The 25,966-nt window shown below is 58.8% G+C and carries 26 protein-coding genes, 1 rRNA gene and 1 riboswitch; of the genes, 17 read left to right on the forward strand and 10 right to left on the reverse strand.

Annotated elements, in window-relative coordinates; translation table 11 throughout:
- Entirely contained in the window at nucleotides 1-870 is an 870-nt protein-coding gene (locus WG939_RS03395) for an aldo/keto reductase (RefSeq protein ID WP_339982480.1), read from the reverse strand.
- Nucleotides 871-958: 88 nt separating this feature from the next.
- On the opposite strand from WG939_RS03395, the gene WG939_RS03400 reads away from it, so the two are divergent.
- The 4 genes from WG939_RS03400 to WG939_RS03415 all read left to right on the forward strand — a co-directional run bounded on the left by WG939_RS03400 (nucleotide 959) and on the right by WG939_RS03415 (nucleotide 4,435).
- On the forward strand, nucleotides 959-1,222 hold the full coding sequence (locus WG939_RS03400; protein WP_339982482.1) for a helix-turn-helix transcriptional regulator: 264 nt from the start codon (nucleotides 959-961) through the stop codon (nucleotides 1,220-1,222).
- Complete coding sequence (locus WG939_RS03405) at nucleotides 1,222-1,713, forward strand: hypothetical protein (protein ID WP_339982485.1); 492 nt, start codon at nucleotides 1,222-1,224, stop codon at nucleotides 1,711-1,713. The genes WG939_RS03400 and WG939_RS03405 overlap by 1 nt, the downstream gene beginning before the upstream one ends.
- 70 nt (nucleotides 1,714-1,783) lie before the next feature.
- Entirely contained in the window at nucleotides 1,784-3,280 is a 1,497-nt protein-coding gene (locus WG939_RS03410; RefSeq protein ID WP_339982488.1) for a carboxyl transferase domain-containing protein, read from the forward strand.
- Nucleotides 3,281-3,289: 9 nt separating this feature from the next.
- A complete protein-coding gene (locus WG939_RS03415) occupies nucleotides 3,290-4,435 on the forward strand; it encodes an NAD(P)-dependent malic enzyme (protein ID WP_339982490.1) in 1,146 nt (381 codons plus the stop codon).
- 62 nt (nucleotides 4,436-4,497) lie between these two features.
- Here the strand turns inward: WG939_RS03415 and fkpA are convergent, their stop codons facing one another.
- The 3 genes from fkpA to WG939_RS03430 all read right to left on the reverse strand — a co-directional run bounded on the left by fkpA (nucleotide 4,498) and on the right by WG939_RS03430 (nucleotide 6,850).
- Nucleotides 4,498-4,857, reverse strand: coding sequence for an FKBP-type peptidyl-prolyl cis-trans isomerase FkpA (gene fkpA / locus WG939_RS03420; protein WP_339982493.1), 360 nt, complete (start codon nucleotides 4,855-4,857; stop codon nucleotides 4,498-4,500).
- Nucleotides 4,858-4,952: 95 nt separating this feature from the next.
- Nucleotides 4,953-6,251 (reverse strand): citrate synthase, encoded by a 1,299-nt coding sequence (locus tag WG939_RS03425; RefSeq protein ID WP_339982496.1) that lies wholly within the window; start codon nucleotides 6,249-6,251, stop codon nucleotides 4,953-4,955.
- A gap of 458 nt (nucleotides 6,252-6,709) precedes the next feature.
- Nucleotides 6,710-6,850: a hypothetical protein gene (locus WG939_RS03430; RefSeq protein ID WP_339982499.1), complete on the reverse strand. Its 141-nt coding sequence runs from the start codon at nucleotides 6,848-6,850 to the stop codon at nucleotides 6,710-6,712.
- Between WG939_RS03430 and serC the strand changes: the two genes are divergently transcribed.
- The 3 genes from serC (at nucleotide 6,849) to WG939_RS03445 (ending at nucleotide 9,783) form a co-directional block, all read left to right on the forward strand.
- On the forward strand, nucleotides 6,849-7,964 hold the full coding sequence (serC, locus tag WG939_RS03435; protein WP_339982502.1) for a phosphoserine transaminase: 1,116 nt from the start codon (nucleotides 6,849-6,851) through the stop codon (nucleotides 7,962-7,964). The two genes, WG939_RS03430 and serC, sit on opposite strands and share 2 nt — an antisense overlap.
- 95 nt (nucleotides 7,965-8,059) lie before the next feature.
- Entirely contained in the window at nucleotides 8,060-8,917 is an 858-nt protein-coding gene (sepH, locus tag WG939_RS03440) for a septation protein SepH (RefSeq protein ID WP_339982505.1), read from the forward strand.
- 5 nt (nucleotides 8,918-8,922) lie between these two features.
- Complete coding sequence (locus WG939_RS03445; RefSeq protein WP_339982508.1) at nucleotides 8,923-9,783, forward strand: DUF6928 family protein; 861 nt, start codon at nucleotides 8,923-8,925, stop codon at nucleotides 9,781-9,783.
- Here WG939_RS03445 and WG939_RS03450 read toward each other — a convergent pair.
- Together WG939_RS03450 and WG939_RS03455 are read right to left on the reverse strand one after the other, a co-directional pair.
- Entirely contained in the window at nucleotides 9,780-10,607 is an 828-nt protein-coding gene (locus tag WG939_RS03450; protein WP_339982511.1) for a TrmH family RNA methyltransferase, read from the reverse strand. The two genes, WG939_RS03445 and WG939_RS03450, sit on opposite strands and share 4 nt — an antisense overlap.
- 18 nt (nucleotides 10,608-10,625) lie before the next feature.
- The gene (locus WG939_RS03455) at nucleotides 10,626-12,083 is read right to left on the reverse strand and encodes an NCS2 family permease (RefSeq protein WP_339982514.1); all 1,458 of its coding nucleotides are present in this window, start codon (nucleotides 12,081-12,083) and stop codon (nucleotides 10,626-10,628) included.
- Nucleotides 12,084-12,183: 100 nt separating this feature from the next.
- On the opposite strand from WG939_RS03455, the gene WG939_RS03460 reads away from it, so the two are divergent.
- A complete protein-coding gene (locus tag WG939_RS03460; protein WP_339982517.1) occupies nucleotides 12,184-13,992 on the forward strand; it encodes a chorismate-binding protein in 1,809 nt (602 codons plus the stop codon).
- A complete protein-coding gene (locus WG939_RS03465; protein ID WP_339982520.1) occupies nucleotides 13,983-14,579 on the forward strand; it encodes an aminotransferase class IV in 597 nt (198 codons plus the stop codon). Before WG939_RS03460 ends, WG939_RS03465 begins: the two co-directional genes overlap by 10 nt.
- 75 nt (nucleotides 14,580-14,654) lie before the next feature.
- Here WG939_RS03465 and WG939_RS03470 read toward each other — a convergent pair whose 3' ends face one another.
- Nucleotides 14,655-15,323 carry a DUF3027 domain-containing protein gene (locus WG939_RS03470; RefSeq protein ID WP_339982523.1) on the reverse strand — a complete coding sequence of 223 codons (669 nt, stop codon included), beginning with the start codon at nucleotides 15,321-15,323 and terminating at the stop codon, nucleotides 14,655-14,657.
- Between the two features lie 36 nt (nucleotides 15,324-15,359).
- Here WG939_RS03470 and WG939_RS03475 point away from each other — a divergent pair, with 36 nt between their 5' ends.
- Nucleotides 15,360-16,124, forward strand: a complete 765-nt coding sequence (locus WG939_RS03475) for a glutaminyl-peptide cyclotransferase (RefSeq protein ID WP_339982527.1) — start codon at nucleotides 15,360-15,362, stop codon at nucleotides 16,122-16,124.
- Between the two features lie 15 nt (nucleotides 16,125-16,139).
- Nucleotides 16,140-16,631 (forward strand): DUF2771 domain-containing protein, encoded by a 492-nt coding sequence (locus WG939_RS03480; RefSeq protein ID WP_339982530.1) that lies wholly within the window; start codon nucleotides 16,140-16,142, stop codon nucleotides 16,629-16,631.
- On the opposite strand, the gene WG939_RS03485 is transcribed toward WG939_RS03480, so the two are convergent.
- The gene (locus tag WG939_RS03485; RefSeq protein ID WP_339982533.1) at nucleotides 16,628-17,014 is read right to left on the reverse strand and encodes a cold-shock protein; all 387 of its coding nucleotides are present in this window, start codon (nucleotides 17,012-17,014) and stop codon (nucleotides 16,628-16,630) included. The genes WG939_RS03480 and WG939_RS03485 overlap by 4 nt on opposite strands.
- 381 nt (nucleotides 17,015-17,395) lie before the next feature.
- A riboswitch (cyclic di-AMP (ydaO/yuaA leader) is annotated at nucleotides 17,396-17,555 on the forward strand.
- Between the two features lie 8 nt (nucleotides 17,556-17,563).
- Here WG939_RS03485 and WG939_RS03490 point away from each other — a divergent pair.
- The 3 genes from WG939_RS03490 to WG939_RS03500 all read left to right on the forward strand — a co-directional run bounded on the left by WG939_RS03490 (nucleotide 17,564) and on the right by WG939_RS03500 (nucleotide 20,477).
- Nucleotides 17,564-18,160, forward strand: a complete 597-nt coding sequence (locus WG939_RS03490; protein ID WP_339982536.1) for a resuscitation-promoting factor Rpf1 domain-containing protein — start codon at nucleotides 17,564-17,566, stop codon at nucleotides 18,158-18,160.
- A gap of 304 nt (nucleotides 18,161-18,464) precedes the next feature.
- Nucleotides 18,465-18,857, forward strand: a complete 393-nt coding sequence (locus WG939_RS03495; protein ID WP_339982539.1) for a DUF485 domain-containing protein — start codon at nucleotides 18,465-18,467, stop codon at nucleotides 18,855-18,857.
- Nucleotides 18,858-20,477: a solute symporter family protein gene (locus WG939_RS03500; RefSeq protein ID WP_339982542.1), complete on the forward strand. Its 1,620-nt coding sequence runs from the start codon at nucleotides 18,858-18,860 to the stop codon at nucleotides 20,475-20,477. It abuts the gene before it with no gap.
- Nucleotides 20,478-20,707: 230 nt separating this feature from the next.
- Here the strand turns inward: WG939_RS03500 and WG939_RS03505 are convergent, their stop codons facing one another.
- Nucleotides 20,708-20,902: a hypothetical protein gene (locus WG939_RS03505; protein WP_339982545.1), complete on the reverse strand. Its 195-nt coding sequence runs from the start codon at nucleotides 20,900-20,902 to the stop codon at nucleotides 20,708-20,710.
- Between the two features lie 63 nt (nucleotides 20,903-20,965).
- Here WG939_RS03505 and WG939_RS03510 point away from each other — a divergent pair, with 63 nt between their 5' ends.
- Genes WG939_RS03510 through WG939_RS03520 form a run of 3 tightly spaced genes read left to right on the forward strand, consistent with a single transcriptional unit; the run spans nucleotide 20,966 to nucleotide 25,495 of the window.
- On the forward strand, nucleotides 20,966-23,191 hold the full coding sequence (locus WG939_RS03510; protein ID WP_339982548.1) for a helicase-associated domain-containing protein: 2,226 nt from the start codon (nucleotides 20,966-20,968) through the stop codon (nucleotides 23,189-23,191).
- Between the two features lie 49 nt (nucleotides 23,192-23,240).
- On the forward strand, nucleotides 23,241-24,860 hold the full coding sequence (locus WG939_RS03515; protein WP_445227866.1) for a DNA repair helicase XPB: 1,620 nt from the start codon (nucleotides 23,241-23,243) through the stop codon (nucleotides 24,858-24,860).
- Entirely contained in the window at nucleotides 24,860-25,495 is a 636-nt protein-coding gene (locus WG939_RS03520) for a DUF3239 domain-containing protein (RefSeq protein ID WP_339982555.1), read from the forward strand. The genes WG939_RS03515 and WG939_RS03520 overlap by 1 nt, the downstream gene beginning before the upstream one ends.
- A gap of 358 nt (nucleotides 25,496-25,853) precedes the next feature.
- On the opposite strand, the gene rrf is transcribed toward WG939_RS03520, so the two are convergent.
- Nucleotides 25,854-25,966: ribosomal RNA gene (gene rrf, locus WG939_RS03525) — 5S ribosomal RNA — on the reverse strand; the annotation flags it as partial.

Here is a 25,966-nt window from a genome sequence, read left to right on the forward strand (position 1 = left end):
TTAGCCCTGCTCTACTGGCTCTGGGAAGGTCAGCGGGTCGGCGCCACGACGGCCTGCAGCGTCGCCTTCGTCGAGGGCAGTGATGGCCGACATCTGCTCGTCGCTGAGCTCGAAATCGAAAATCTCAAAGTTCTGCGCGATGCGCTCTGGGTTCTGCGAGCGCGGAATCACCAGGTTGCCGAGCTGCAGCTGCCAGCGCAAAATGACCTGGGCATTGGTCTTGCCCACCGCTTCCGCAATTTTTGCGATCTCCGGCAGATCAATCGTCTCTCCGCTACCCAGCGGCGACCAGGCTGCGGTTACGATGCCCTTGTCCTGATGGTATTTGCGCAGCCCTGCCTGCGAAAAGCCCGGGTGCAGCTCAATCTGGTTGCACACAGGAACGATCCCCGTCTGCTCAATGAGATCATCCAGCACCTCCGGGTAGAAGTTCGACACACCAATGGATTGCACCTTACCGAGCCCCTGCAAGCGCGCCATTTCTTCAAAGGAACGCACATATTTGCTTGCCGACGCCCATGGCCAGTGAATCAAGTAGAGGTCCAAGTAGTCGAGGCCGAGTCGCTCAAGGGACTGATTGAAGCCCGTCGGGGCGTCCTCGCCCTGCTGGTTATGCCACAGCTTTGAGGTGACGAAAAGCTCGTCTCGGGTGACGTCACCTGCGCTGATCGCATCGGCGATGGCCTTGCCTACCTGTTCTTCATTCTTGTAGATCGCCGCGGTATCGATGTGTCGGTAGCCAACTTCAATTGCGGTACGGACCGCACGGTAGGCGGCGTCATCTTTAAGCTGCCAAGTTCCCAGTCCTAGCTGGGGAAACTCAGTGCCGTCGCGAAAGGTCAGGGTGGTCTGCTGGGTGGCGCTAGTCATATCCCCCATTAAACGCGGTTTAGGCCACTCATGCAGGGAGAATTGCTAACTCTTGACAAACTGTTGTGTTTATACAACACTATGAAGCATGAGCCCAGCAAAGAAGCCTACGAAACCAATATTCAATCGGATCCGATTACTCCGAACAGAACGCGGACTCTCCCGAGCCCAGCTCGCCGAGATCATCGGAGTCAACGTTCAAACGGTGGGCGCACTCGAGCGCAGCGACCACTACCCCAGCCTCGACCTCGCCATGAACCTCTCCGAGGCCTTCTCCCTCCCCATCGAAGCCATCTTCTCCCGCACCGAATTCGCCCCGATGTCCACGCAGATCTACCAAGGAGACAAGTAATGAAGCTCGAAACCTACCGCAAGCAGCAGGAACGCACCACGAATATGCTTCCGGGTTGGCGCAGCCAAAGCCGTAGGCGCGTACTAGTTAGCGTCTACGTGATCATTGCCGCCCTCACCGCATTAGGAGTGTTGCTCATCCCAAGCAGCAACATCTATCTCTCCTTGATCGCCGGCCTGGGAGCGCTGGCCATTCTATGGACGATCATCCGCATCACCATCGATTCCGAAGATCAAGCTCCACCGGAAGCGCTAGACGAGTTCCAATTCGAACGCTTGGAAGGCTACCGTTCTTTCGCTTTCCGCCTTTACGGTTTCTTTGCCTCAGCTATTGCATTCTTCCTCATTGCACTGGGGTCATTTATTCCCGACTTGGCAGTGAATCCGCGAGCTATCTACATGGTGGCTGGTTACTTGCTTCTGCTCATCACATTAACGGTGGGAGGCTACCCCGCGCTCGCCTTGGCCTGGAATAAGCCTGACGAGGACTAGCTGAACCAATTTCACCCCCGCATTCCCGAAACCCACACGAACCATGTGTGGGTTTCGCTACTTTTAAGTCATGACACGCACCAGCGCACACGACCTCATCAGCCAAGTCCTCGACCCTGATTCCTACGTCAGCTGGGACACGCCACCCGTTTACGGCGATATCTCCGACGACTATCGCGCTTCCCTCGAACGCGCCCGCGAGAAGTCAGGCGTTGACGAGTCTGTTATTACTGGTGAGGGCACCATCAATGGGCGTCGAGTAGCCACTATCTTGTCTGAATTCAGCTTCCTCGGTGGCTCCATCGGCGCTGCGACCGCGCGCCGCATTATCGACGGCATCCACCGCGCCACCTCAGAGAAGCTTCCACTCCTCATTTCCCCGTCTTCCGGTGGCACCCGCATGCAGGAAGGCACCCCCGCCTTTGCACTCATGGTGTCTATCACGACTGCGGTTTACCGTCACAAGGATCAGCACCTGCCATTCCTGGTTTACCTACGTAACCCAACCACGGGTGGAGTGATGGCGTCCTGGGGCTCGGCGGGCCACTTCACTTTCGCGGAGCCGGACGCTCTGCTTGGTTTCCTCGGCCCTCGCGTTGTCGAACTGACCACTGGCACCCCAATGCCAGAAGGCGTGCAGACCGGCGAAAACCTGGCCAAGTGCGGCGTCATCGATGGCGTTGTTTCCCCTAAGGACCTGCGCGCGGCTGTGCAAAAGATTAATGAGGTGCTGCTGTCCGAGGCTCCGACTGTGCAGCCGGAAATCCCAGAGATTGATATGCCGGAACCGGGGAGCGTCTGGGACTCGATTCAGCGCACCCGCCGGACCGACAGGCCTGGCGTGCAGGATATCGTCGCAAAGCTGCGCTCACAGTTGATTCCACTGTCGGGTAGTGGCGATGGTCGTCGCTCCCCTGCTGTGACTGTCGCGCTCACGAAGATTAATGGACGCCCGGTGGTGCTCATTGGGCAGGACCGGCACCAACAGCCACCGCTTGGCGTGCATCCGCTGGGCACCGAGGCGCTGCGTATGGCTCGTCGTGGCATTGCGCTGGCACATCAGCTCCAGTTGCCTCTTGTGTCAATCATCGATACGCCAGGCGCCGAGTTGTCGCAATATGCCGAGGAACACGGCATGGCCGGGTCGATCGCGCGCACGCTTGGCGAACTCGCTTACCTGGATGTTCCTACGATCTCGATCATCCTCGGCCAAGGCTGTGGCGGTGGCGCCCTCGCGATGCTGCCTTCCGACCGTGTTCTGGCCGCCAGCAACGCCTGGCTGTCCCCGCTTCCCCCAGAAGGGGCCTCTGCGATCATCTATCGTGACACAGAACACGCACCACAAATGATGGAAGAGCAAGACGTTTCATCATTTGCACTGCTCAAGGCGGGTATCGTCGACAGCATTATCCCCGAAAAGGGGGACGCTGCGGACGAACCAACGGAGTTCATTGACCGAGTTCTAACGACGATTAGCCACACTTTATGGGAACTGGATCACAATCCGTCGCGTGTTGGGCGCGAGCAGCGCTTCCAGCACTACGAGAAGCTAGCAACCCTGCAGTAGCCTGGAAAGATGATCAGCGACCAGGATATCTTCGATGCCCACCGTGGGGGCAAGCTGACCGTTTCTTCGGCCCGGCCCCTCGAGACCACTCGCGACCTTTCTCTCGCCTACACCCCGGGTGTTGCCCGGGTGTGCGAGGCGATTCATGAGGATCCATCACTTACTCGGGAATACACCTGGACATCTCGCACGGTCGCCGTGATTTCCGATGGCACCGCAGTGCTTGGCCTCGGCGATATTGGGCCAGCCGCTGCTCTGCCAGTCATGGAAGGCAAGGCGCAGCTGTTTCAGCGCTTCGCGGGACTGAACGCGGTCCCAGTAGTTCTGGACACCACGGACGTCGATGAGCTATTCAACACCATCGTCCGCATCGCGCCATCCTTCGGCGCCATCAACCTGGAAGACATTTCCGCCCCGCGGTGCTTTGAGCTGGAGCGTCGCCTCGTCAAGGCGCTCGACATGCCGATCATGCACGATGACCAGCACGGCACCGCGATCGTCATCACCGCCGGCCTACGCAATGCAGCCGAGGTGTTGGGACGCAAGCTGGGCGACCTGAAAGTAGTCATCACTGGTGCGGGTGCCGCGGGCGTAGCGACGGCAAAGATGCTCATCGCCGCTGGCGTGAAGAATATCGTGATGGTGGATTCCCGTGGCATCATCCACCCCGACCGTGCTCCCCTGACCAGCATCAAGCAGGAGCTGGCCCAAATTACCAATACCGCAGGGCTCACCGGCGGCATTGAGACCGCTTTGCTTGGCGCTGACGTGTTCATTGGCCTGTCTCGGGGCAGAGTATCCGAGGAACAGCTGCAGCTCATGGCTCCGGAACCGATCCTCTTTTCGCTGGCCAACCCAACTCCTGAAATCGACCCAGAGCTTGCCCGCAAGTTCGGCGCCGTGGTTGCCACTGGCCGATCAGACCTGCCGAACCAGATCAACAATGTGTTGGCGTTTCCGGGCATCTTCAAGGGCGCCCTGGAAGCTGGGGCTACCGAGATTTCTCAGACGATGAAGTTGGCAGCATCGCGGGCCATCGCTGACATTGCGCACGAGAATCTCGACGTAGACCACATCGTGCCGTCGCCACTTGATCCTCGCGTGGCTCCAGCCGTGGCTGAGGCAGTGCGAGCAGCGACAATCGCACGGAAATAGGTTTTACACATACAAAAAGACTCACAGCCACTAACGGGTCGTGAGTCTTTTTTGCTTTTCTACTAGCGGGTGCTGACCAGGTCGATAACGAAGACCAGGGTGCGACCGGACAGTGGGTGTCCGCCACCGGCTGGGCCGTAAGCTGCCTCTGGTGGGATGGTGAGCTGACGACGGCCGCCCACCTTCATGCCTGGGATACCTTCCTGCCAACCCGCGATGAGGCCTGCAAGTGGGAATTCGATGGTCTGGCCACGGTCCCAGGAAGAGTCGAACTGCTCGCCGGTTTCGAAGTCCACGCCTACGTAGTGAACCTCGACCATGCCACCGGCCTGTGCTTCCTCACCGTCGCCGACGATGATGTCCTTGATGACGAGGTCTTCTGGAGCTGGGCCCTGCTGGGGTTCGATAACTGGCTTTTCCATGTTGTTTTCTCCTTTGCAAAAAGTGAGCCAAACTTCTCCCGAAACAGCTTACGCAATTTTTGGGAGAGGCTTGGCTCACTCGTTAAATCTGCTGATTAGCCGCGCTGCTCACGTGGCACCCACTGGCGAAGGGCTTCGCCGGTGTAAATCTGACGTGGGCGGTAGATCTTGCCGTTTGGCTGGGAAACCTGCTCGACGTACTGTGCAATCCAGCCTGGGAGACGACCCATAGCGAAGAGCACGGTGAAGAAGTCGGTTGGGAAGCCCATAGCGCGGTAGATCAGGCCGGTGTAGAAGTCGACGTTCGGGTACAGCTTGCGGCTGATGAAGTAGTCGTCGGCCAGAGCGATCTGCTCGAGGTTCATGGCGAGCTCGAGGAGCTCGTCGTTGCCGTTCTTGGAGAGCAGCTCGTGAGCGGTCTCCTTGATGATGGCTGCGCGTGGGTCGTAGTTGCGGTACACGCGGTGGCCGAAGCCCATCAGCTTGACGCCCTTTTCCTTGTTCTTGACGCGAGTCATGAAGTCGGTAGCGTCGCCGCCGTTAGCCTTGATCTCGTCGAGCATTTCCAGAACAGCCTGGTTTGCACCACCGTGAAGTGGGCCGGACAGTGCGTTGATGCCAGCAGCGACGGAGACGAACATGTTTGCCTGTGCAGAAGCAACCATGCGAACGGTGGAGGTGGAGCAGTTCTGCTCGTGGTCAGCGTGCAGGATGAGCAGCTGGTCGAGAGCCTTGACGTACAGTGGATCAACCTCGTATGGCTCGGTTGGGAAACCGAACATCATGCGGAGGAAGTTCTCACGTGCGTTCAGGGCGTTGTCTGGGTACATGTAAGGCTCGCCGTGGCGTGCGCGGTGAGCGTATGCAGCCAGCATTGGGACCTTCGCCATGAGGCGAATGGTGGCCTTGTGCAGGTGCTCTGGGTTAAGTGGATCCAGAGTGTCCTGGTAGTAGGTGGACAGAATGTTCAGGGAAGATGCAAGCACTGCCATTGGGTGTGCGTTGCGTGGGAAGACATTGAACTGTGCCTTGAAGTCCTCGTCCAGGAGGGTGTGGTGGCGGATTTCGTCGTTGAACTTCGACAGTTCTTCCTGAGTTGGCAGCTCACCGTTAATGAGGAGGTAAGAGACCTCGTTGAAGGTCGCGTGCTTTGCCAGGTCCTCGATGGCGTAACCGCGGTAGCGCAGGATGCCCTGCTCGCCGTCAATGTAAGTAATCTTGGACTCGGTAGAACCGGTGCTCACGTAACCAGGATCAAAGGTAACCAGGCCAGTTTCAGCCAGCATCTTGCCGAGGACGAGACCGTCGTTACCCTCGGTTGCACGAATGATATCGAACTCGTACTCGCCACCTGGGTAGTGGAGTACAGCCTTCTCGTTATTGTCAGAAGCCACAGTTTCCCTTTCAATTGTTCACAGGCCAGGTTCCCTGTTGGGCTATCGGCGCTGTCAGCGGGTAGTGCTATTTAATTGTCGCCACTTAGTGTGAGGCTTTGGCGTCCTTACTTGAGCCTACCTTTCGTAAGAAAAGTAGGATTGTAAAGTGCAGCACGTATGAGCCACATCATATTGCAACTTAGGCAAACCTACACAATCTGGTCCACAGTTTTACAAACCGGTTACCAAAAGCTAGCCTGTTGCGCAGTTGTGACTGCATGTACGCCTTTAGCCAACCTTTGCGCGTTGCGCATTAGTTTCTGGCTCACGAATCGCGGTGACCACCCAACCATCCGTGGGACATCACACATCATAGCAAAAATTGTGACGTCGCCTACATTTGATTCTAAATTTTCCCCAGCCACCCCCTTGCAATATTTGCAACGCAGGTAAAAACGTTCGCAAACTTTGCAAGTTCACCCCTCCGTGGGCATCACTGCCAGTTCTGCAAACAACGGAGCCACCACCCCCATTTCTGCATAATTGCACTGAAATGGAAGATTTTTCGCTAAAATATGCACATCGTTATCCACGACAACTACAGAAGGTGTGGTCATGCCTGAACAGTTCCCTACCCTGCCCGCAGAACTCCTCCCAGAAGACGGCCGTTTCGGTTGCGGACCATCCAAGGTTCGCCCAGCGCAGATCGACGCGATCGTGAAGGGCGCAACGGGAATCATCGGCACCTCACACCGCCAGCCTGCTGTCAAGGATGTTGTCGGCTCTCTGCGCGAGGGACTCAGCGACCTATTCTCCTTGCCTGAAGGCTACGAAATTGTACTGTCCCTTGGTGGCGCAACCGCATTCTGGGATGCCGCTACCTTCGGTCTCATCGAGAAGAAGTCCGGCCACCTGACCTACGGCGAGTTCTCCTCCAAGTTTGCTAAGGCCTCCAAGCAGGCTCCTTGGCTCGAAGAACCAGTCGTCGTCGAGGCAGAGCCAGGCGACGCCCCTGCCCCACAGGCGATGGAAGGTGTTGACCTCATCGGTTGGGCACACAACGAGACCTCGACCGGCGCTATGGTCCCCGTCGTTCGTCCAGACACCGACGCGCTGATTGCCATCGACGCCACCTCCGGCGCCGGCGGCTTGCCAGTGGACATGTCCAACGCTGACGTCTACTACTTCTCCCCTCAGAAGTGCTTCGCTTCCGACGGCGGCCTGTGGTTTGCAGCCATGTCACCTAAGGCTATTGAGCGCATCGAGAAGATCAACGCTTCCGATCGCTTCATCCCTGCCTTCCTGAACCTGCAGACCGCGGTGGACAACTCCCGCAAGAACCAGACCTACAACACTCCAGCAGTCGGCACCCTGCTGATGATGGACGACCAGGTCAAGTGGATGAATGAAAACGGTGGCCTTGACGGCATGGTTAAGCGCACCACCGAATCCTCCGACATCCTCTACCAGTGGGCCGAGGCCCGCGAGGGCGCAACCCCATTCGTGACCGATCCTGCTAAGCGTTCCCTCGTCGTCGGCACCATCGATTTCGACGAGAATATCGATGCAGCTCAGATCGCAAAGCTGCTGCGCGCCAACGGCATCGTCGACATCGAGCCTTACCGCAAGCTCGGCCGCAACCAGCTGCGCATCGGTATGTTCCCTGCGATCGATTCCGCGGACGTCGAGAAGCTCACCCGTGCCATTGACTGGGCGATCGAGCAGCTCTAAACACACCCTTCAAATAGCGCAGTAACTCCCACGTTGCTGCGCTTTTTTGGTCTACAGTGGTCTGTGACATATTCAACCTCGATAAGGAGTGCCCCTTGCGCGAACTCAAGCTCGTAAGCGCCGAATCGACCGCCACTTCCCTGGTGCTGCGCGACGGCGACGAGGATTTCTTCATCGAGGTCACCGACGAACTGCGCGCGCTTATCGACGGCCAACAGGTCGCCCCTCCAGTCGAGGCAGAACCAGAACCGGTTGCAGTCGAACCGGAGCCGGAGCCAGAAGCTGTAGAAGAAAAGCCCGCACCACGGGAAATCGACCCGCGGCTGTCCGCTCCGCTTAAGATGCGTCCGCGCGAAATCCAGGAACGCATCCGATCTGGCGCCACTATCGCCGAGGTCGCAGCTGAGAACGATGTCGCGGAAGCCCGCATCGAGCCATTCGCGCACCCTGTGCTCATCGAGCGTGCCCGTATCGCCGACATGGCCAAGCGTTCCCACCCGGTTCGCGAAGATGGCCCAGCCAAGCTCACCTTGTGGGAGGTCCTGGCAACGGCATTTGCCGCACGTGGCAATGACCTGACCACTACCAAGTGGGACGCGTACAAGGATCCAGCCGGCCAGTGGGTCGTGCGGGTGTCTTGGCAGGCAGGCCTTTCCGACAACGTCGCTGAGTGGTCCTACCACAGCCATGGCGTTAGTAATGCGACGGCCGTCGCCCGAAATGCCATCGCTGCCGATCTCACCGATCCAGATTTCGGTCAGCCTGCCGTCCGAAATCTCTCCCCAGTGGAGGACGAGGCGGAGCCTGTCGAGACGGTGGAGGCGTCGGAAGATTTCCTCCAGCATCCTGATGATCAGCCTCAGCCGAACAAGCGTCGCCGCAAGGCAGTTACCCCGCATTGGGAGGATGTGCTCCTCGGCGTTCGTACCAACACCAAGCGACCTAGGAGCTAAGTCCGATGCAGCCGCACGATGCCGTGGTGACATTGTGGTTTGTGAGCGCTGAGAATCCGGCCGAGGTGCTATCTACGAGCCCTAAAGCGGATCGTGGCTTTGGCCGAAAGTACCTAGCCCTCATGGACCCAACCTGGCCGATTGCGGTCATCGGAGAGTTCCCCTTGAACCGCTCTGTTGCAGCGTCCAGGGGTGAGTTTTACATTGCGGGATACCCCGGTGTCACCGTCGTGCAGACTTTGGTCGAAAACATGACTGTGCTGTCCGAGCTCAGCCCCAAGCTGCTCAATTCCATTCAGGCCCCCAACATTTTCGCCTTCGCCGAGAACACCGACACTGGATTCGGCGGAATCGCCCATTGGCGGGGCGGCAAGATCAGGCGCAGCTTTTGCGCAAAGCGCGATCGCGTCTATGAAGACATCGGGCTTCCAGAGCCGTTTGAAAACCCCTTCTGGTCAGGCGAGAGAGATAGTGGTTCCCGATCCGGGATCGATCTGCCGTTCAATCCCATCGACCTCGTGCGCGAAGCCGACACCCACTGGATCGGCATCGATGTCTCGGACCAAGGCCCGGACCTCCAGGTGGTTGGATACGCCGTGGACGGTCGCAAGGAGCCGCGCGTGCAAATTCGCAAGCCGGTAAAGACCGTCTCCGATGTCGTCTCCTCTGCTTCCACAAAGCTGGGAATCAACCCAGCCACCCGTGACTACGACGACTACGAAGATGCGCCTCCAACCGAACCAAGCAGTGAGTACGTGAATCAGGCCGTCACGGGTTCCAAGCGCTTTGCCCGCTCGGTAGGCCGAAAACTACGAAACTTCGGCTCCGTGGTCAAAGACAAGCTCAAGCACACCGATCGAGGCTAATCGACGAGCGCGCGCTGCCTCTCGTAGAATGCGATCGCGGCGGCAGTTGCCAGGTTCAGGGAATCAGTGCCAGGAGCCATCGGAATCTTTGCCCTCGCATGCGTCGCGCGCATCGCGCGTTCAGTAAGCCCCGGCCCCTCCGCGCCAACCAGCAAGGCGACCTTTTCAGGATTGCCAGCCAATGCCTCTTTGAGCAAAGTGTCTGTGTTCGGGGTCAGGGATACGAGGCGGTAGCCGTCGAGAAGCTGCAGTTCATGCTGCCAGGTACGCGGGGTGCCGCCGAAGTGGGCAAATGGTGTTCGCAGCACATGCCCCATCGAGACACGTACGGAGCGTCGATACAGTGGGTCGGCGCAGGCAGCTCCGAATAGCACGGCGTCAACTCCCATGCCGGCGGCGTTGCGGAAGATCGAGCCGATGTTTTCGTGGTCGCCCACGCCCTCCAGAATCACCACGGTGCGTGCGCCCTCGATTGCTTCCTCGACGGTCAGGGCAGGCGCACGGTCGGCTGCGGCGAGAAGTCCGCGGTGCATGTCGTAACCTGCAACTTCAGCGAGGACCTCGCGGGTGACGCAGTAGATCGGAATGTCCTTCACAAGCTCGGGGACACCGGGTTCCGCGAGGAAGGACTCCAGCTTGGCCTCGAAACCGCAGAGTGTGCGAACAGAAAACCGCGACTCCAAGCATCGGCGCACCACGAGGGGGCCTTCGGTAATGACTAGCCCCTTCCCGCCTGGCAGGTCGGGGCGATTGTCAGAGTGCTTGAGGTCGCGGAAGTCGTCGAGGCGAGGATCGCTCGGGTCCTCGATGTACTGAATCTCCATACCCAAATGGTACGGAAGTTACTGGAACAGGCTCATCACAGGGTCGATGGCGAAGTACACCATGAACAGCGCGGAGATCAGCCACAGCAGCCAGTGCACCTTCGCGCCCTTGCCCGAAGCCAGCTGCATCAGGGTGTAGGCGATGAAGCCGACACCGATACCGTTGGCGATGGAGTAGGTGAAAGGCATGACCACGATAGTGAGGAATGCAGGCAAGGCGATATTGAACTCGGTGAAATCAATTTCCTTGATCTGTCCCATCATCAGGGCACCCACGATGACGAGGACCGGAGCGGCAGCTTCGATCGGAATGACAGAGTACAGCGGGGTCAAGAACATGGCCAGCAGGAAGAGAACGCCGGTGACAACGTTTGCCAGACCGGTGCGGGCACCGTCAGCAATACCTGCTGCGGAGTCGATGTAGACGGTGTTGGAGGACGCGGACATGCCGCCACCGACGATGGCGCCACAGCCCTCCACGATCAGGGCCTGCTTCATGTCTGGCAGGTTGCCGTGCTCATCGGTAAGCCCTGCTTGCTTGCCCAGTGCGGTCATGGTGCCCATGGCGTCAAAGAAGTTCGCCAGCACGAGGGTGAAGACCAGCAAGGTAGCGGCGAGAACGCCCAGGCGGGAAAACGCGCCGAAGAGGTCGACAGCTCCGATGATGGACAGGTCTGGCATGCCGCCGAGGGAGCTCGGCATCTCAGGCACGGCCAGGGACCAGCCGGTTGGGACAGGCTTGCCGTCGACGAAGGATGGGCCAGCACCGGTTAGGGCCTCGACGATCATGGCGATCAGGGTGGTGGACACGATACCGATGAACAGGCCACCACGGATGTTGCGTGCCACGAGCACACCGGAAATGATCAGGCCGATGATGAAGACGAAGGTCGGCCAGGAAGCGATCGAGCCATCAATGCCCAGGCCTACTGGCACGGTGGTTCCGGCAGCGTCTGGGATGCGGCGCACGAAGCCGGAGTCGACCAGGCCGATCATGGCGATGAACAGGCCGATGCCCACGCCCATCGCTGCCTTCAGAGAATCAGGAATAGCGTTAAACACGGCCACACGGAAGCCGGAAATCGCCAGCAACACGATGATGATGCCGTCGATGACCACCAGGCCCATGGCTTCCTGCCAGGTCAGGCCCTCGCCAGCCACCATCGTGACTGCGACCAGGGTGTTAATGCCGAGACCCGTTGCGATACCGAACGGGTAGCGGGCCACGAGGCCAAAGAAGATGGTCATAACGCCGGCAGCGAGAGCGGTGGCTGCCGCAACCTGCGGAATGCCGAGCGCGTGACCAGTGTGGTCTTCGATGGTGCCGATGATCAGCGGGTTAAGGATAATGATGTAAGCCATCGCGAAGAACGTGACAACGCCAGCGCGGATTTCCGTGCCGACTGTTGATCCACGGTCGCTAATGGAAAAGAATCTATCGAGCGCACCCTTGGGTGGCGTGGCAGATGCCGTCATGTGTTCTCCCAAAAGAATTTGTGCACCTTAAATTGTTGATTGGTGCCCGATTAACAATTGCACCTCACACCTGGCATTAGCAACTAGAGCGATAGGATAAATGCGTAAAACACCGAAAGCGGGCGCCAGCACAGTGACCAAGATCCTACTCATCGACAATCACGATTCCTTCACCCATTTGCTCGGCGACCTCATATATCGCGCGGTGGGCATCCGTCCCGAGATTGTCACCAACGATCAACCACTGCCCGAGGCCGACGTCATCGTGATCTCCCCTGGTCCGGGCCACCCGGGTATCCCTGCCGACATCGGCTCTTCAATGGACGCGATAGCTGGGGACACCCCTGTCATCGGCATTTGTCTGGGGCACCAGGCGATCGCGCTGGACGCGGGGTGCGTCGTCGAGCGTGCTCGACATGCCCGGCACGGCCTCACCAGCCAGGTCCACCATGACGGCACCGGCATCTTCGCAGGCTTGCCGTCACCATTTGATGTCATTCGCTACCACTCTCTCGAAGTCACCCACCCTGAAGGGATCGAAGTCCTAGCGCGCGCAGAAGACGGCACGATCATGGCCCTGCGCCGCCTCGACAAGCCACAGTGGGGGCTGCAGTTTCACCCCGAGTCCATCGGTTCCGAGCACGGCGAACGGCTCCTGCGCCAGCTTCTCGACGCCACCGGCACGATTCCCACTTGGCACCGGCAGCATGCCGAGCTTGTTGACCCAGCAGCGCTTGCCGCGACGTGGCGCGCAGAATATCCCCTGGTGTGCTGGCTCGATTCTGCCTCAGGCGACGGCATGCATTTGATCGGAGCCGGCCACACATTGGTTGCCCCACACGAGATTCCCCATGGCATGTTGTCCCATGACTCCTGCGAGGCTCCGCTCGATTTCATTCCCGGCGCGTTAGGTGTGCTCCCCTATGAGGCCACCGGTGGCATCGATGGGGGCGAGTTGGTGGGAAGTATGCTGCTAGCCCCAGAGGTCGTGTACCAGGTCTGCGACGGCGAGGCCTATCTTTTGTCGCGTCAGCGAATTTCCCTGCCAAAGCTTCGGGAGGTTCCGCTTCCCACCCCCGTCGCTGCAGAAATTCAGTTGCGCCATTCTCGCGCGGACTACGCCACCCTGATTGCTCACTGCCAGGAGGCGATCGCAGCGGGCGATTCCTACGAACTATGCCTGACCACCTCTGCCAGCGCTTCCTGCGAGGTGGACCCATTGGCGCTCTATCTGAGGCTTCGCGAGCTCGCGCCCTCCCCCATGGCCGGGCTTTTCCTCGGCCCTGTGGACGTTCTCTCCGCTTCACCGGAGCGGTTCTTGCAGATACGCGGTGGGGTCGCTTCTGCCAGCCCGATCAAAGGAACCCGCGGTCGCGGCGAAAGTGTTGAGGAGGACGCACGCCTTGTAGCCGACCTCGCAAGCAGCGTGAAAGACCGCGCAGAAAACCTAATGATTGTGGACTTGCTACGAAATGATCTCGCGCGCTCCTGCGTCCCAGGATCCATCGAGGTGCCTGAGCTATGCAAGGTGTACACCTTTTCCCGTGCGCATCAGATGATCTCAACTATTTCCGGGCAGCTCCGTCCTGAGGTGTCCGCTCTCGATGCCATCCAGCGGGCGTTCCCAGGCGGCTCCATGACGGGCGCACCGAAGCAACGGTCAATGGAAATCCTCGCTGAGCTGGAAGAGGAGCCTCGCGGTTTCTATTCCGGCGCCATGGGTTACGTCTCCGCCAACGGAGACGCCGATTTCTCTATCCTGATCCGCACCATTGTTCATCAAGCCGGAATGCTGACCTACGGTGCAGGTGGTGCCATCACAGCCCTCAGCGACGCAGACGACGAGTACGACGAAGTCCTGGTCAAAATGCAGCCCTTCTTCCTCACACTGGGGCAACAATGCGAGTGACAAGCTTTCGCATGGTTGACGGCCGCGTGCGCAACCTGACGGCTCACTATGAGCGGTTGGACATCACCGACCCCACCGCGATCAACGCCCAGCTGCGCAGCGCCGGCCCCGGCGCATTCTTCCCGCTTATCGACGCCTCCGGCACCGTCACTCTCCGCCCCGACCGCCCCTTTTCGCCACTGATCACAGTGGACCCGAGGCCACACTTCGATGCCCGAACGAATCCCACGGTAAAGGGGCCAGATTTGGCGTGGCTAGATGAACGTCAAGCTGCGTCTCAGCGTCGGGGCTTCGACGAAGGAATATTGATGGATTCCTCCGGCGTGCTCGTCGAGGGTGTGTTTTCTGCGCTCATCGTATGGCGCGACGGCGAGCCAGTCGCATCCGCCCACCCAAGAGCGTTGAACTCGACCACTCTTGCTGCGGTGCGACAGCTAATGGACATCGATCTCGATCTCCTCACTCCAGAAGACCTGTGCCAGCCGTTGTGGCTGCTCAACGCCTTTTCCGGAGTGCGAACCACTGACGAAAGCTACCCGGTAGAAGAGATTAACGCCCGGCTCTGGGAGCTCGCGGAGTCGGTATAGCCGAAATCTTTCCCGTATTTGGGCCGGGCGTCCTGGGGAAACGCTTGAAACGCGATCTTTTGAGGGGAAAGATTTCTAGAACTGTTCGTCGTCGAAAGGCGTGTGCTCCTGGCTCGCCAGGTTTTTCGCTGGTGGAGTTTCGGAGTGGGCGCCGCATCCGTAAGTGGCGTGCACGATGTGACCGTCGTCGGAGAATTCGTTACTGCAAATTCCAAAGAAGTTGCCGATGTTCTCCACCGGAAGGAAGAATGCGCAGGTAGTGCACTGCAATGGTGACTTTTCCGCGCTCTCAGTGGTGGGGCCGTAGGCCTCGCGCCAGCGAGCTAGCGCACTGTCCAGGCCTTTCTTGGTGAGTTTGTGGCCGTTCGGAGTTTCTTCCAATCGCTCGTCGTCGGCGCGTGGCGGGATGTATAGGCCGGGTTGGAGGTCTCCGGGTTGCACGCGGTCCTCGTATGGCACCCAATCAGGGGCCTGCAGGGCGTCGCGGCCAGGCATGAGCGCAACTTCGTTGATGGTGACAAAGCGTGAGCCCGGCGCGCATGCCAACACTACGTTCCATTCCCAGCCACGGTAGCCGGGCACGTCGGCAGCAAAATGGTGCATGACCGCGTCTTTTGATAGCACGGTCACTCCCACGTGATCGCCGACGCCGTCCTCCCCCATGTCTGCTAGGGCACGCCGAGCAATGCCGATGGCGCGAGCGTCAAACAGCGGTCCTCGATGTCCTTGTTTCTTTTGTGGCACCCAACCATTATGTCCGATGAGGCAAAATGAATAGCTATGAGATCGAAGTTGTTCTGGGTCGTGGCTGTTTGTCCTCTCGCTGTGGGGTGTTCAAGTGAACCGGCACCGCAGCAGTCAACACAGAATCTGACTGCCGAAATTGTGGCCACTCACCCGGGAAATCCCGCGACTTTCACCCAGGGGCTCGAAGTCTCTCGCACCAACCCCAGTGAGTTGTATGTAGGCACGGGTTGGTACGGCGAGTCCCGCATTTATCGACGCACCCTGGACGGCAAAGAACTCGCTAGTGCCGGGCTCGCGCCCAATGAATTCGGTGAAGGCATCGCTCAAGTGGATGGCGCCGTATGGCAACTTACCTGGAAGAACGGGGTCGCTTACAAACGCGATCCACAGACGCTGCAGGTCACCCAACAAGCATCCTTCCCGGGTGAAGGTTGGGGGCTGTGCGCGCTGGGCAACGACCTCTACTTGTCCGACGGCACCGACACGTTACGGGTCTTGGACGCACAAACCTTTGCGGAAAAGCGACGCGTGGCCACGGGCGTCGACAAGCTCAACGAGCTGGAGTGCGCCGACGGTGCCATTTACGCGAACCGCTTCATGACCGCGGAGATCGTCAAGATCAGCCCCGAAGGTGCGGTGCAGGCACATATCGACGCCTCCGGCCTGCCCAACAATGCTGCTAAAGATCCGAACAACGTGCTCAACGGAATTGCCCATATTCCAGGCACCGACCGGTTCTATGTCACCGGAAAGAGGTGGCCGGATGTGTACGAAGTTCGGTTTGTTCCGAAAAGTTAACTAGCATTACTTTCCATGTCAGCAACGCGCAAGAAGAACCTCATCCAGTTCCTCGTTTTGATTGTGGCGGTGGTGGCCGTAGTCGCCGGTTCTATCGCCTTCCAAAATTGGTGGAACTCCCGCCCAGGCCCTGAGCCAGAGACCGTGACTATCAAGGTCAACGGCCAGGAGATTAAGCCTTACATGGTGTGCGAGCCGGGAGTGGAGTGCCCTGAGGGCGAGGTTCCGCGTGTCCAGATCGGTGCAGATGAAAAGCTGAAGATCGAGGTCCCGCGCGAAATCTATGACCATGACTGGTCGCTGCTGAAGATTTACGACGATCCAGTCGCAAATGCCCAGGATTACTTCAAGGGCAATGAGATGAAGAGCGTTGAAGTACCAGGGTCTACAGACGGAGAACCTCGACCACGTTTGGTTGTGGTCGAGGTGTCAACGGTTCTCATTGGTCACGATGCCAATGGCGTGGAAACGCCATACACCGTGGTTTGGTCGGTTAACGCTTCTTAGGCGTCCAATTCCTTCGCCACAGCGCGAAGGATTTCTGCTACCTGACGCCCTTCCTTGCGCTCCGGGTAGCGCCCAGCCAGCAGCGGACCCTGGATGGAGGTTTCCAGCAGGGTCATCATGTCGGAAATCATGGACGCCAGTTCCTCGGGCTTGTACTTGTGCTGAGGCTTGCGGGCTGGGGCGTCGTCAAGCACGCGCACCCGCAGCGCCTGCGGGCCACGACGTCCAGCAGCGAAATCGAAATCGATGCGCTGGCCAGGGTGCAGCTCAGTAACTCCCTTTGGAAGCACCTGCTTGTTGACGTACACATCCTCGTCACCCGGGTTCGACACGAATCCGAAACCGCGCTCCACATCAAACCACTTCACTTTGCCAATTGGCATGATTGGACCTCCTGTTTATATAGGGACGCTTGAAGGCGGATGTGAGACACGCCTTTTCTGCACGTCAAGATAAAGCTTAGATTGTAGCGCAGCGGTCAAACTAAGTAGCGATCAGAGGGCATTTCCCCACCTATCTACTCTTTTCACATTCACATCATACTTACCAGCAAAAGCGAATAAGTGACGCAGTTCACAGGAGAAATTTACCCCAGCTACGCAGGCAGTTCGTTATCAAAATGAGATTGTCAGCGTTTTTCCAGCCCAGGAGCGTGACTCTTCAGCAACAAACAAGTACCGTTACTTCTCAAGCACGGCACTCGTTGCCTTTTCGTTTTTCGCCTAACCCTGTCTGAGCGGAGAGACGATGAGTACAAGTCAGTGCAATTGAACATCCTGAAACCGAAATTTCATACACAGACAGGGGCGGGGAACCCAACTTTGGGATTTTCCCTAGGGGTGAAGCCTCTACACAGAGGCCGGACACCATGCTCCTCCGTCCGAACCCGACAGCTAACCTCGCAGGCGTTATATGAGAGGAACAACATTCACATGGCACGTCACGCTGCTAAGTCCGCATCTTTCAAGGCTAAGTTCGCTGCTTCCACCGTCGCTTTCGGCGCTGCAGCTACCCTGCTTGCCCCGACCGCTTCCGCTGCATCTGACTCCGACTGGGATCGCCTCGCAGGCTGCGAAGCTGGCGGCAACTGGGCCATCAACACCGGCAACGGCTACCACGGCGGCCTGCAGTTCTCCCCATCCACCTGGAACGCATACGGTGGACAGGAATTCGCACCATACGCATACATGGCAACCCGTGAGCAGCAGATCGCTGTTGGCGAGCGCGTTCTCGCCGGCCAGGGCTGGGGCGCATGGCCAGCCTGCTCCGCTTCCCTCGGCCTGAACTCCGCACCAACCCCACGCGACGTTGCTCCTGCACCAGCTCCAGTTGCTTACGACGCTCCAGCAGAGCAGGCTGCTCCTGCACCAGCTCCAGCACAGGACCCAATGCTCGCGCAGATCAACGCTTTCTTCTCCGCTCGCGGCATGGCTACCCCACAGGCCGTCATTGACTTCTACAACGCCAACAAGGGCAATGTACAGGCTCTGATGAACCTTGACCTGAACCAGGTTGTCACCAGCTCCTAGTCTTTAGAGCTTTTATCCCCTAACCACATGGAGTGGTTAGGGGATTTTTCATTTTTCCACTACCCCCATTTACGTCTACAACTCGAAAGTCCCCCCAGCCTTCAGATTTGTTATTTGACAGCTTTCGGATCCACTTTTCCACCCCATCAGGGCACAATTTCACCCCCGCAACCCGATTTAAAAGGTTCACAAACATCACTTTGAGCCACATCTTCACAAAGTTGCAAATACTGAACTTTGCCTCAAATCACACCCATCACCTCGAAAGACTTACATCACACTGAATTAGTGTGTAGCGTCACACATGATCTTCACAAAGGTGACAGACATCGCATTTGCAATCGAGGTGATTATGAAACCCGCAGTCCCAACTCCTGAAGAGTTTCTCGCAGTCAGTGAGTCCGAACAGTTCCGTGAGCTTCGTGGAACGTTCCGCAAGTTCGCTTTTCCGCTGTCTTTCGCGTTCCTCGCTTGGTTCCTCTTCTACATCGTCACAGCTACGTACGCCCATGATTTCGTGTCCACGAAGCTGTACGGCGCGATCAATGTTGGCATGGTCCTCGGCCTGGCCCAGTTCGCAACAACTGCCCTCGTCACGTGGATTTACGTCCATTTTGCGGACAACACGCTGGACCCCGCTACGGCAGCGCTGCGTGATTCCATGACCGACTCCTCCCACGAAAGCGCGGTGGTCTAAATGTCTTACAACCTGGCCTCGTCGGAAGCAGTGTCAACCGGCAACCCAATCCTCAACATTTCCATCTTCGTCCTCTTCATCGTGGTGACGATGGGCATCGTTGTCCGCGCCACCCGCCAGACCTCCCAAAAGGGCTCTGACTTCTATACCGGCGGCGCATCCTTCTCTGGTTGGCAAAACGGCCTCGCAATTTCCGGCGACTACCTGTCGGCAGCAGCCTTCCTGGGCGTGACTGGCGCTATCGCACTGAGCGGTTACGACGGCTTCCTCTACTCCGTTGCCTTCCTCATCGCGCTGCTGGTTGCCATGGTTCTCGTGGCCGAGCCGCTGCGAAATACCGGAAAATTCACGATGGCCGACGTGCTGTCCTTCCGCCTGCAGCAAAAGCCAGTTCGCATGGCTGCAGCCATCTCCACCCTCGCGATTTCCCTTTTCTACCTCATCGCCCAGATGGCTGGCGCTGGCGGACTTGTCGCGCTGTTGCTTGGTATTAGTGGCAAGGCAGCACAGGCGATTGTTGTTGCCATCGTGGGTGTGCTGATGATCGTCTACGTCCTCGTCGGTGGCATGAAGGGCACGACGTACGTGCAGATGATCAAGGCCGTTCTCCTGGTCGGTGGTTCCATCATCATCACCCTGCTCACTTTCTTCGCAGTCAAAGGCGGTTTCAACGCGGTGCTTGAGGCTGCTGTCGCCAATCATCCAAAGGGCGACGCGATCCTGAATCCAGGACTCAAATACGGCAAGAACGAGCTGACCAAGTTGGACTTCATCTCCCTCGGTATGGCTCTCGTCTTCGGAACCTCGGGTCTGCCACACGTTCTGATGCGTTTCTACACCGTCCCTACCGCGAAGGAAGCCCGCCGTTCCATCGTGTGGACCACCGCCATCGTGGCACTGTTCTTCCTGATGACCGTGGTCATGGGTTACGGCGCAGCTGCACTCGTCGGCCCTGAGCAGATCTCCGCAGCTCCAGGTGGCGCGAACTCCGCAGTCTTGCTGCTCTCCTCAAAGGTTGGTGGCACGATTTTCATGGCATGTATCTCCGCTGTCGCGTTCGCCACGATCCTCGCCGTTGTCGCAGGCCTCGCCATCACGGCCTCCGCATCCGTCGCCCACGACATCTACAACTCTGTGCTTCGCGACGGCAACGCCACCGAAGAAGAGCAGGTCCGCGTCTCGCGCATCACCGTGGTCGTCATTGGAGTCTTGGCGATTGTCATGGGCATCGGCGCCATGGGACAGAACATCGCCTTCCTGGTGGCCCTCGCCTTCGGCATCGCCGCGGCAGCGAACCTTCCGACCATCCTGTACTCGCTGTACTGGCGCAAGTTCAACACCACGGGCGCACTGTTCTCCATCTACGGCGGACTGCTGACCTCGATCATCTTGATCATCTTCTCCCCAGCAGTTTCCGGAGAACCGTCCTCCATGATCCCGAGCGCTGACTTTGCCTGGTTCCCGCTGACCAACCCGTCTATCGTTGCGATCCCAACTGGCTTCATCCTTGGCATCATCGGCACGCTGATCGGTAAGCCTGACAACTTCCCACTCAAGCGAGCCGAGATGGAAGTCCGCTCCCTCACCGGTGTTGGCGTAGAAAAGGCCGTGGCGCACTAAGCGTTTCGACGGCTAAAGCTAGAGCGAGCCCCCCCCTACCCCGGGCTCGCTCTTTTTCGTCCGTGGCAAAAGGGCAAAATCCGAGTTTAGGAACCCGAGTTTCGGCGAGAGCACCGGGCAAATTGTCCTCATCCCCTCCGAAACTCGGGGTCCTAAACTCGCGGTCCATCGAGGCACAAAAAGCAAAGGCCCCGGCAGCCGAAGAGCTACCGGGGCCGAAAAGCTAACAATTACTTGTTAATGCGGGTGTATGGGTGGACGTAACCAATCTTCTCCACTGGCAGCGGGAATGGCGTCTCGTCACCGAATGGGCTGGATGCGCCAGCGAGACGGGAAACCATTTCCGTAACAGGGTGACTGTTGGTACCCGGGATGTGCTCTGGCCAGCCCGGATCGACGTAGCTCTTCTTCTCGATTTTTGCCATGCGTCTATTGTTTCAAACCTCAGCTAAAAAAGTCACTTCTAGAGACGTTAAACTTGGTGAATCATGAAAAAACCAACGTCACCGTCGCCTGAAGTGGCCTCATTCCGGGACTGGCTCGCCGGGCTGAATGACGAGCAACTGTCGGGTTTGCTTCAGTTGCGTCCAGATACGGTCTTGCCACTTCCACCTGGAATTGGGCCGTTAGCTGCGCGTTTACAACTGCGGGCATCGGTGAGCCGGGCGCTTCGGATGCTCAATACCACCGATCTTCTGGTCATGGAGTCCGTGGCGGAGCTCGGCGGGGAGTTTACCCCTGTTTCTGCCCCCGAAGTGGTGGAGCTCATTAACGAACGCACCTCTTTTCATGGCGTAGCAGCTCCGGTGGAGGCTTACATCGTCGCTAGCCTGGCCAAGCTCGAGTCTTTTGGCCTTATCTACGGCAGCGACGCCAAGATGGTGGTCCAAGAGGCGATGTCTGCGCTGCCGAGCGGTTGGCAGCTGCTCCCCGATGCTGAACAGTCTCCGGACAACCTCACTGAGGTGCTGGAATCCTTGCCACAGCGATCTAAAAAGATCCTCACCACCTTGGCCCAATCCGGCGGGACGGGCGTGACAAAGGACGCTGCGCTGGATGCGGATCCCGCTCGGCCGATTCCGCAGCTCATTGCGCAAGGACTACTGCATCGGGTGGACGAGTCCACGGTGAGGTTGCCTCAGGTTGTGCGCCAGGCGATGGCGTCGACAAGCCCGCTTCCGCTCACCGCACCTCCGGCCGTAACTTCGGGGGACGATGCGCTGGCCATTGCTGACCCTTCGGGGATTTCCGCAGGCCTGGAGGTCTGTCGCCAGATGAGGCTCCTGTTGCAGGAGCTGGGCGAGCATCCGGTGTCAACCCTGAAGGGTGGCGCTGTGGGTGTGCGCATGATCGGTCGCCTGAGTAAGACGCTGGATGCCACCGAAACCGAGATCGCGAGGCTTATGTGTCTCGGCGTCGCCAGCGACCTCATCGCGCGCGGTGTACCCGAACCGCTCCCCGAGGACGATGACGGCGGCGACTACTACGCCCCCACCCCACGCGCCGATGAGTGGGTCAGTCAGCCCCTCGACGAGCAACTGCGAACCCTCTTAACCGGGTGGCACTCCAGCTCGTGGGCCCCATGGCTGCTGGGCACCACCATCGATAAGTCGAAGGTCCACCTCCTCGCCAGGGAGATGCACGAGGAACGGTTTGCTCGCTGGAGAGAGCAGCTTATCGACGCCCTGAGCCACCTTCCCCCAGGCGGAGCCGTATCCGAGCCCCACGACTACGTCAGGTTCCGATACCCGCTCACTACGCTCTCGCTGAGTAAAGAGACTTTTGCCCAGCTGTTGGATGAGGCTCAATGGATCGGAGCTGTAGCTAATGGCGCGGTGACTAGTGCGATGCGCTTTGACCGAATTGATGTGCCCGCGGCCGTCGAGCAGCTCATCGTCCAGGCAGACATGACGATGCTCGCACCAGGCCCACTCACCCCGCGGGCACAAAAGTTTGTTGATCAGATAGCGGATGTGGAATCTTCTGGCCTAGCCAGCGTGTACCGGGTTACCGAAGCGTCGATTCGCAGGGCGCTCGATTCAGGGCTCTCCGGCCCCGACATCATTGGGCAGCTGAAGGAATTGTCCGTGATGGAGCTGCCACAGTCGATCAGCTATCTGGTCGATGACGTTGCGCGAAAGCACGGCAGCCTTCGTGGCGGACCGGCAATGAGCTATCTCCGGTGCGATGATCCTTCGCTCATCGCCCAGGCTGTTTCCGCCATTGGTGACGCCGTTGCGCTAAGGGCTGTGGCACCTACGGTCGCGGTGGCCCAAGCTCCGCTCGTCCAGGTCATCAAAGCGTTGCGCGCTGCGGGCTTCCAACCCATCGCAGAAGATGCGTTCGGGCTCAGCCTAGACCTCGCACCCGAGCCAAGCCGGGTACCGCAGCCTGAGCACCGCCCGCCTGCCAGCACTATCGACGAAGGTCGCATCGAGGCAGCCGTTGCTGCGATTCGTCGCGGGGACACCGCCAAGGCCGCGGTTTCTGCAGGAACCCGTGCGCCTGCGTCGGAGACGCTCAGCATCTTGCAGGCCGCTGCCCGCGCGGGGAAGACGGTGACGCTGGGCTTCGTCGATAAGCATGGCGTTGCCGTACACCGAGTGGTGCGGCCCGTGACGGTTGCGGCCGGGCTTGTCGACGCCATCGATGCCACCACGGGCGACGTTCACCGCTTCCAGGTGCACAGAATCACTGAAGTAATAGTGCAATAATGGTGGTTTGACTTGCTAAGGAGTTGAACCCGTGAATTTTGATGGGCCGATGATCGTCCAGTCTGACAAGACGATCTTGCTGGAGATCGATCACCCGAAAGCTGGCGAGGCGCGCGCTGCTCTCGCCCCTTTCGCTGAGCTCGAGCGCGCTCCCGAGCACATTCACACCTATCGGATTACTCCGCTTGCACTGTGGAATGCTCGCGCGGCCGGGCACGACGCTGAGCAGGTGGTCCACATGTTGGAAACCTACTCCCGTTTCCCGGTGCCACAGCCATTGTTGGTGGATATTGCGGAGACCATGTCGCGCTATGGGCGAGTTAGCTTGCACAAACACCCCGCCCACGGACTGATTTTGGAGTCCAAAGAGCCGGCGATTTTGGCGGAACTGCAGCGCCATAAGAAGATCAAGCCGATGCTCGGCGCGGTGATCGATGCTGAGACCATCGTGGTGCACCCTTCCGAACGTGGCCGACTCAAGCAGGAGCTGCTCAAGGTCGGTTGGCCTGCAGAAGACTTTGCGGGTTACGTTGACGGCGAGGCACACCCGATTTCCCTAGTGGAGGACGGCTGGCAGCTTCGCGACTACCAGCAGTATGCCGCCGAGGCGTTCTGGGAAGGTGGCTCCGGCGTCGTGGTACTACCGTGTGGCGCTGGAAAGACGATGGTGGGTGCGGCCGCGATGGCGAAGGCACAGGCAACCACGCTGATTCTTGTCACCAACACGGTGGCGGGGCGCCAGTGGCGAGATGAACTTCTTGCTCGTACCTCCCTCACTGAAGAAGAGATCGGCGAATACTCCGGAGAGAAGAAGGAGATCCGGCCGGTCACCATCGCTACCTACCAGGTGGTCACCCGCAAGACGAAGGGCGAATACCGCGCCCTCGAGCTCTTCGACTCCCGTGACTGGGGGCTCATTATTTACGACGAAGTCCACCTCCTCCCCGCCCCGGTGTTCCGTATGACTTCCGATCTCCAGTCCCGCCGTCGCCTCGGTCTGACGGCCACCCTGGTGCGCGAGGATGGCCGCGAGGGCGACGTGTTCTCCCTCATTGGACCCAAGCGCTACGACGCGCCATGGAAGGACCTGGAAGCACAAGGATTTATCGCGACGGCGGAGTGCACCGAGGTTCGCGTCACCATGCCAGAAGACGAGCGCATGACCTATGCGACGGCAGAGTCAGCGGACCGCTATCGACTAGCTGCGTGCTCCTCTGCCAAGATTTCTGTCATTCGTCGCCTGCTGGAGCGCCACGCTGGGGCTCCCACTCTGATCATTGGGGCGTACGTTGATCAGCTGGAGGAAATTGGAGCGCTCTTGGATGTGCCGGTGGTTGAGGGCAAGACGTCCAATGCCAAGCGTGAGAAGCTCTTCGACGCCTTCCGTGACGGCTCTCTAAACACCTTGGTTGTCTCCAAGGTCGCCAACTTTTCCATTGATCTGCCAGAGGCTGCGGTAGCCATTCAGATCTCCGGCACGTTCGGTTCGCGTCAGGAGGAGGCCCAGCGATTGGGTCGCCTGCTCCGCCCGAAGGCAGACGGGGGCGAGGCCCACTTTTACACCGTTGTTAGCCGCGATACGCTAGACGCTGAATATGCAGCTCACCGCCAGCGCTTCCTCGCTGAGCAGGGCTATGCCTACCGCATCATCGATTCTGAGGACCTGTAATGCGACACTTTGACTTCACCGTTGACTCCGAGCACAACAAGAAGAACAATGAGTTCTTCCGCGACGCCTCCCGGCTCCAGATCACGAGCGGCATCTTCGGCCTGATCCTCGCCGCGATCGCGTTCTTGATCTTCCGCATTGGCGCCGCGTGGTCCCTCGCTGTTGCTATCGCCCTCGGTTCCTTCGCGATTTTCTGCTTCGCCCTCATCTTCATCCTCCCCCGCCAGATGGGCTCCGCGCAGCGCATGTTCGACAGCTACCCATTGGTTCCTGCGATGGTCGCTGAGGTGCTGCCCCGCGGCCTCGTGCTCATGGCGCTTGTCGACGCCAACGCCTCCGAATCCGGCAAGCCCGTGCCGGCGCTCGCGATCCGCAATATCTCTAACTTGCGTGGACACGAACGCGAAGTCGGCGAGCGTGTTCCTGCAGTGGCAGTAGCCGGGCGGCGCTCCGTTGGATCCTCAGACCAGTGGGATGAAATCTCGCCGATGCCGATTGCTTGGGGTACGCCTTCTGCAGAGGTTTTATCGGATGCTCAGAAGGCGATCCCGGAAAGCGAGTGGAACCGCTTGGCCAAGTACTTGGACAAGCTTGAAGACGTAAAAGCGACTCCGCTCAATCTCTTGGTTCTCTAATACCTAATGTGTAGCCCGGCTTCGGCCGGGCTTTTTCTTTGGGCCATTACGGCTGCGGTCTTGGCACCTAGCTTGTTAAGCTCGACTACTTTTCGGTCCTGGAACCTTCGGCGACGATTCTTCGAGTCCGTGATTCTATAGACATCAGGAACGCCTTGTTCGCGGCGACAGCAGAAGACCAAAGCGCGGGTTCACGCGGACAATATGACGTCTATTCGCGGTGTAGAACGTGGAGTTTGGAAGAGTTGCCTTCCGCTCCTACTAGCGACTGTGGGCGATTATGGGGCTTGAACTCTTTTATAAATGGCGAAAGACCCAGGGGTTTTTCCCTGGGTCTTTCTGTTTTTATAAAGTTTTTGGTCGGCGGTGTCCTACTCTCCCACACCCTCCCAGGTGCAGTACCATCGGCGCAGTAAGGCTTAGCTTCCGGGTTCGGAATGGGACCGGGCGTTTCCCTTACGCTATCAACCA

This window comes from Corynebacterium sp. H130 (genome assembly GCF_037572395.1).
Lineage (GTDB): Bacteria > Actinomycetota > Actinomycetes > Mycobacteriales > Mycobacteriaceae > Corynebacterium.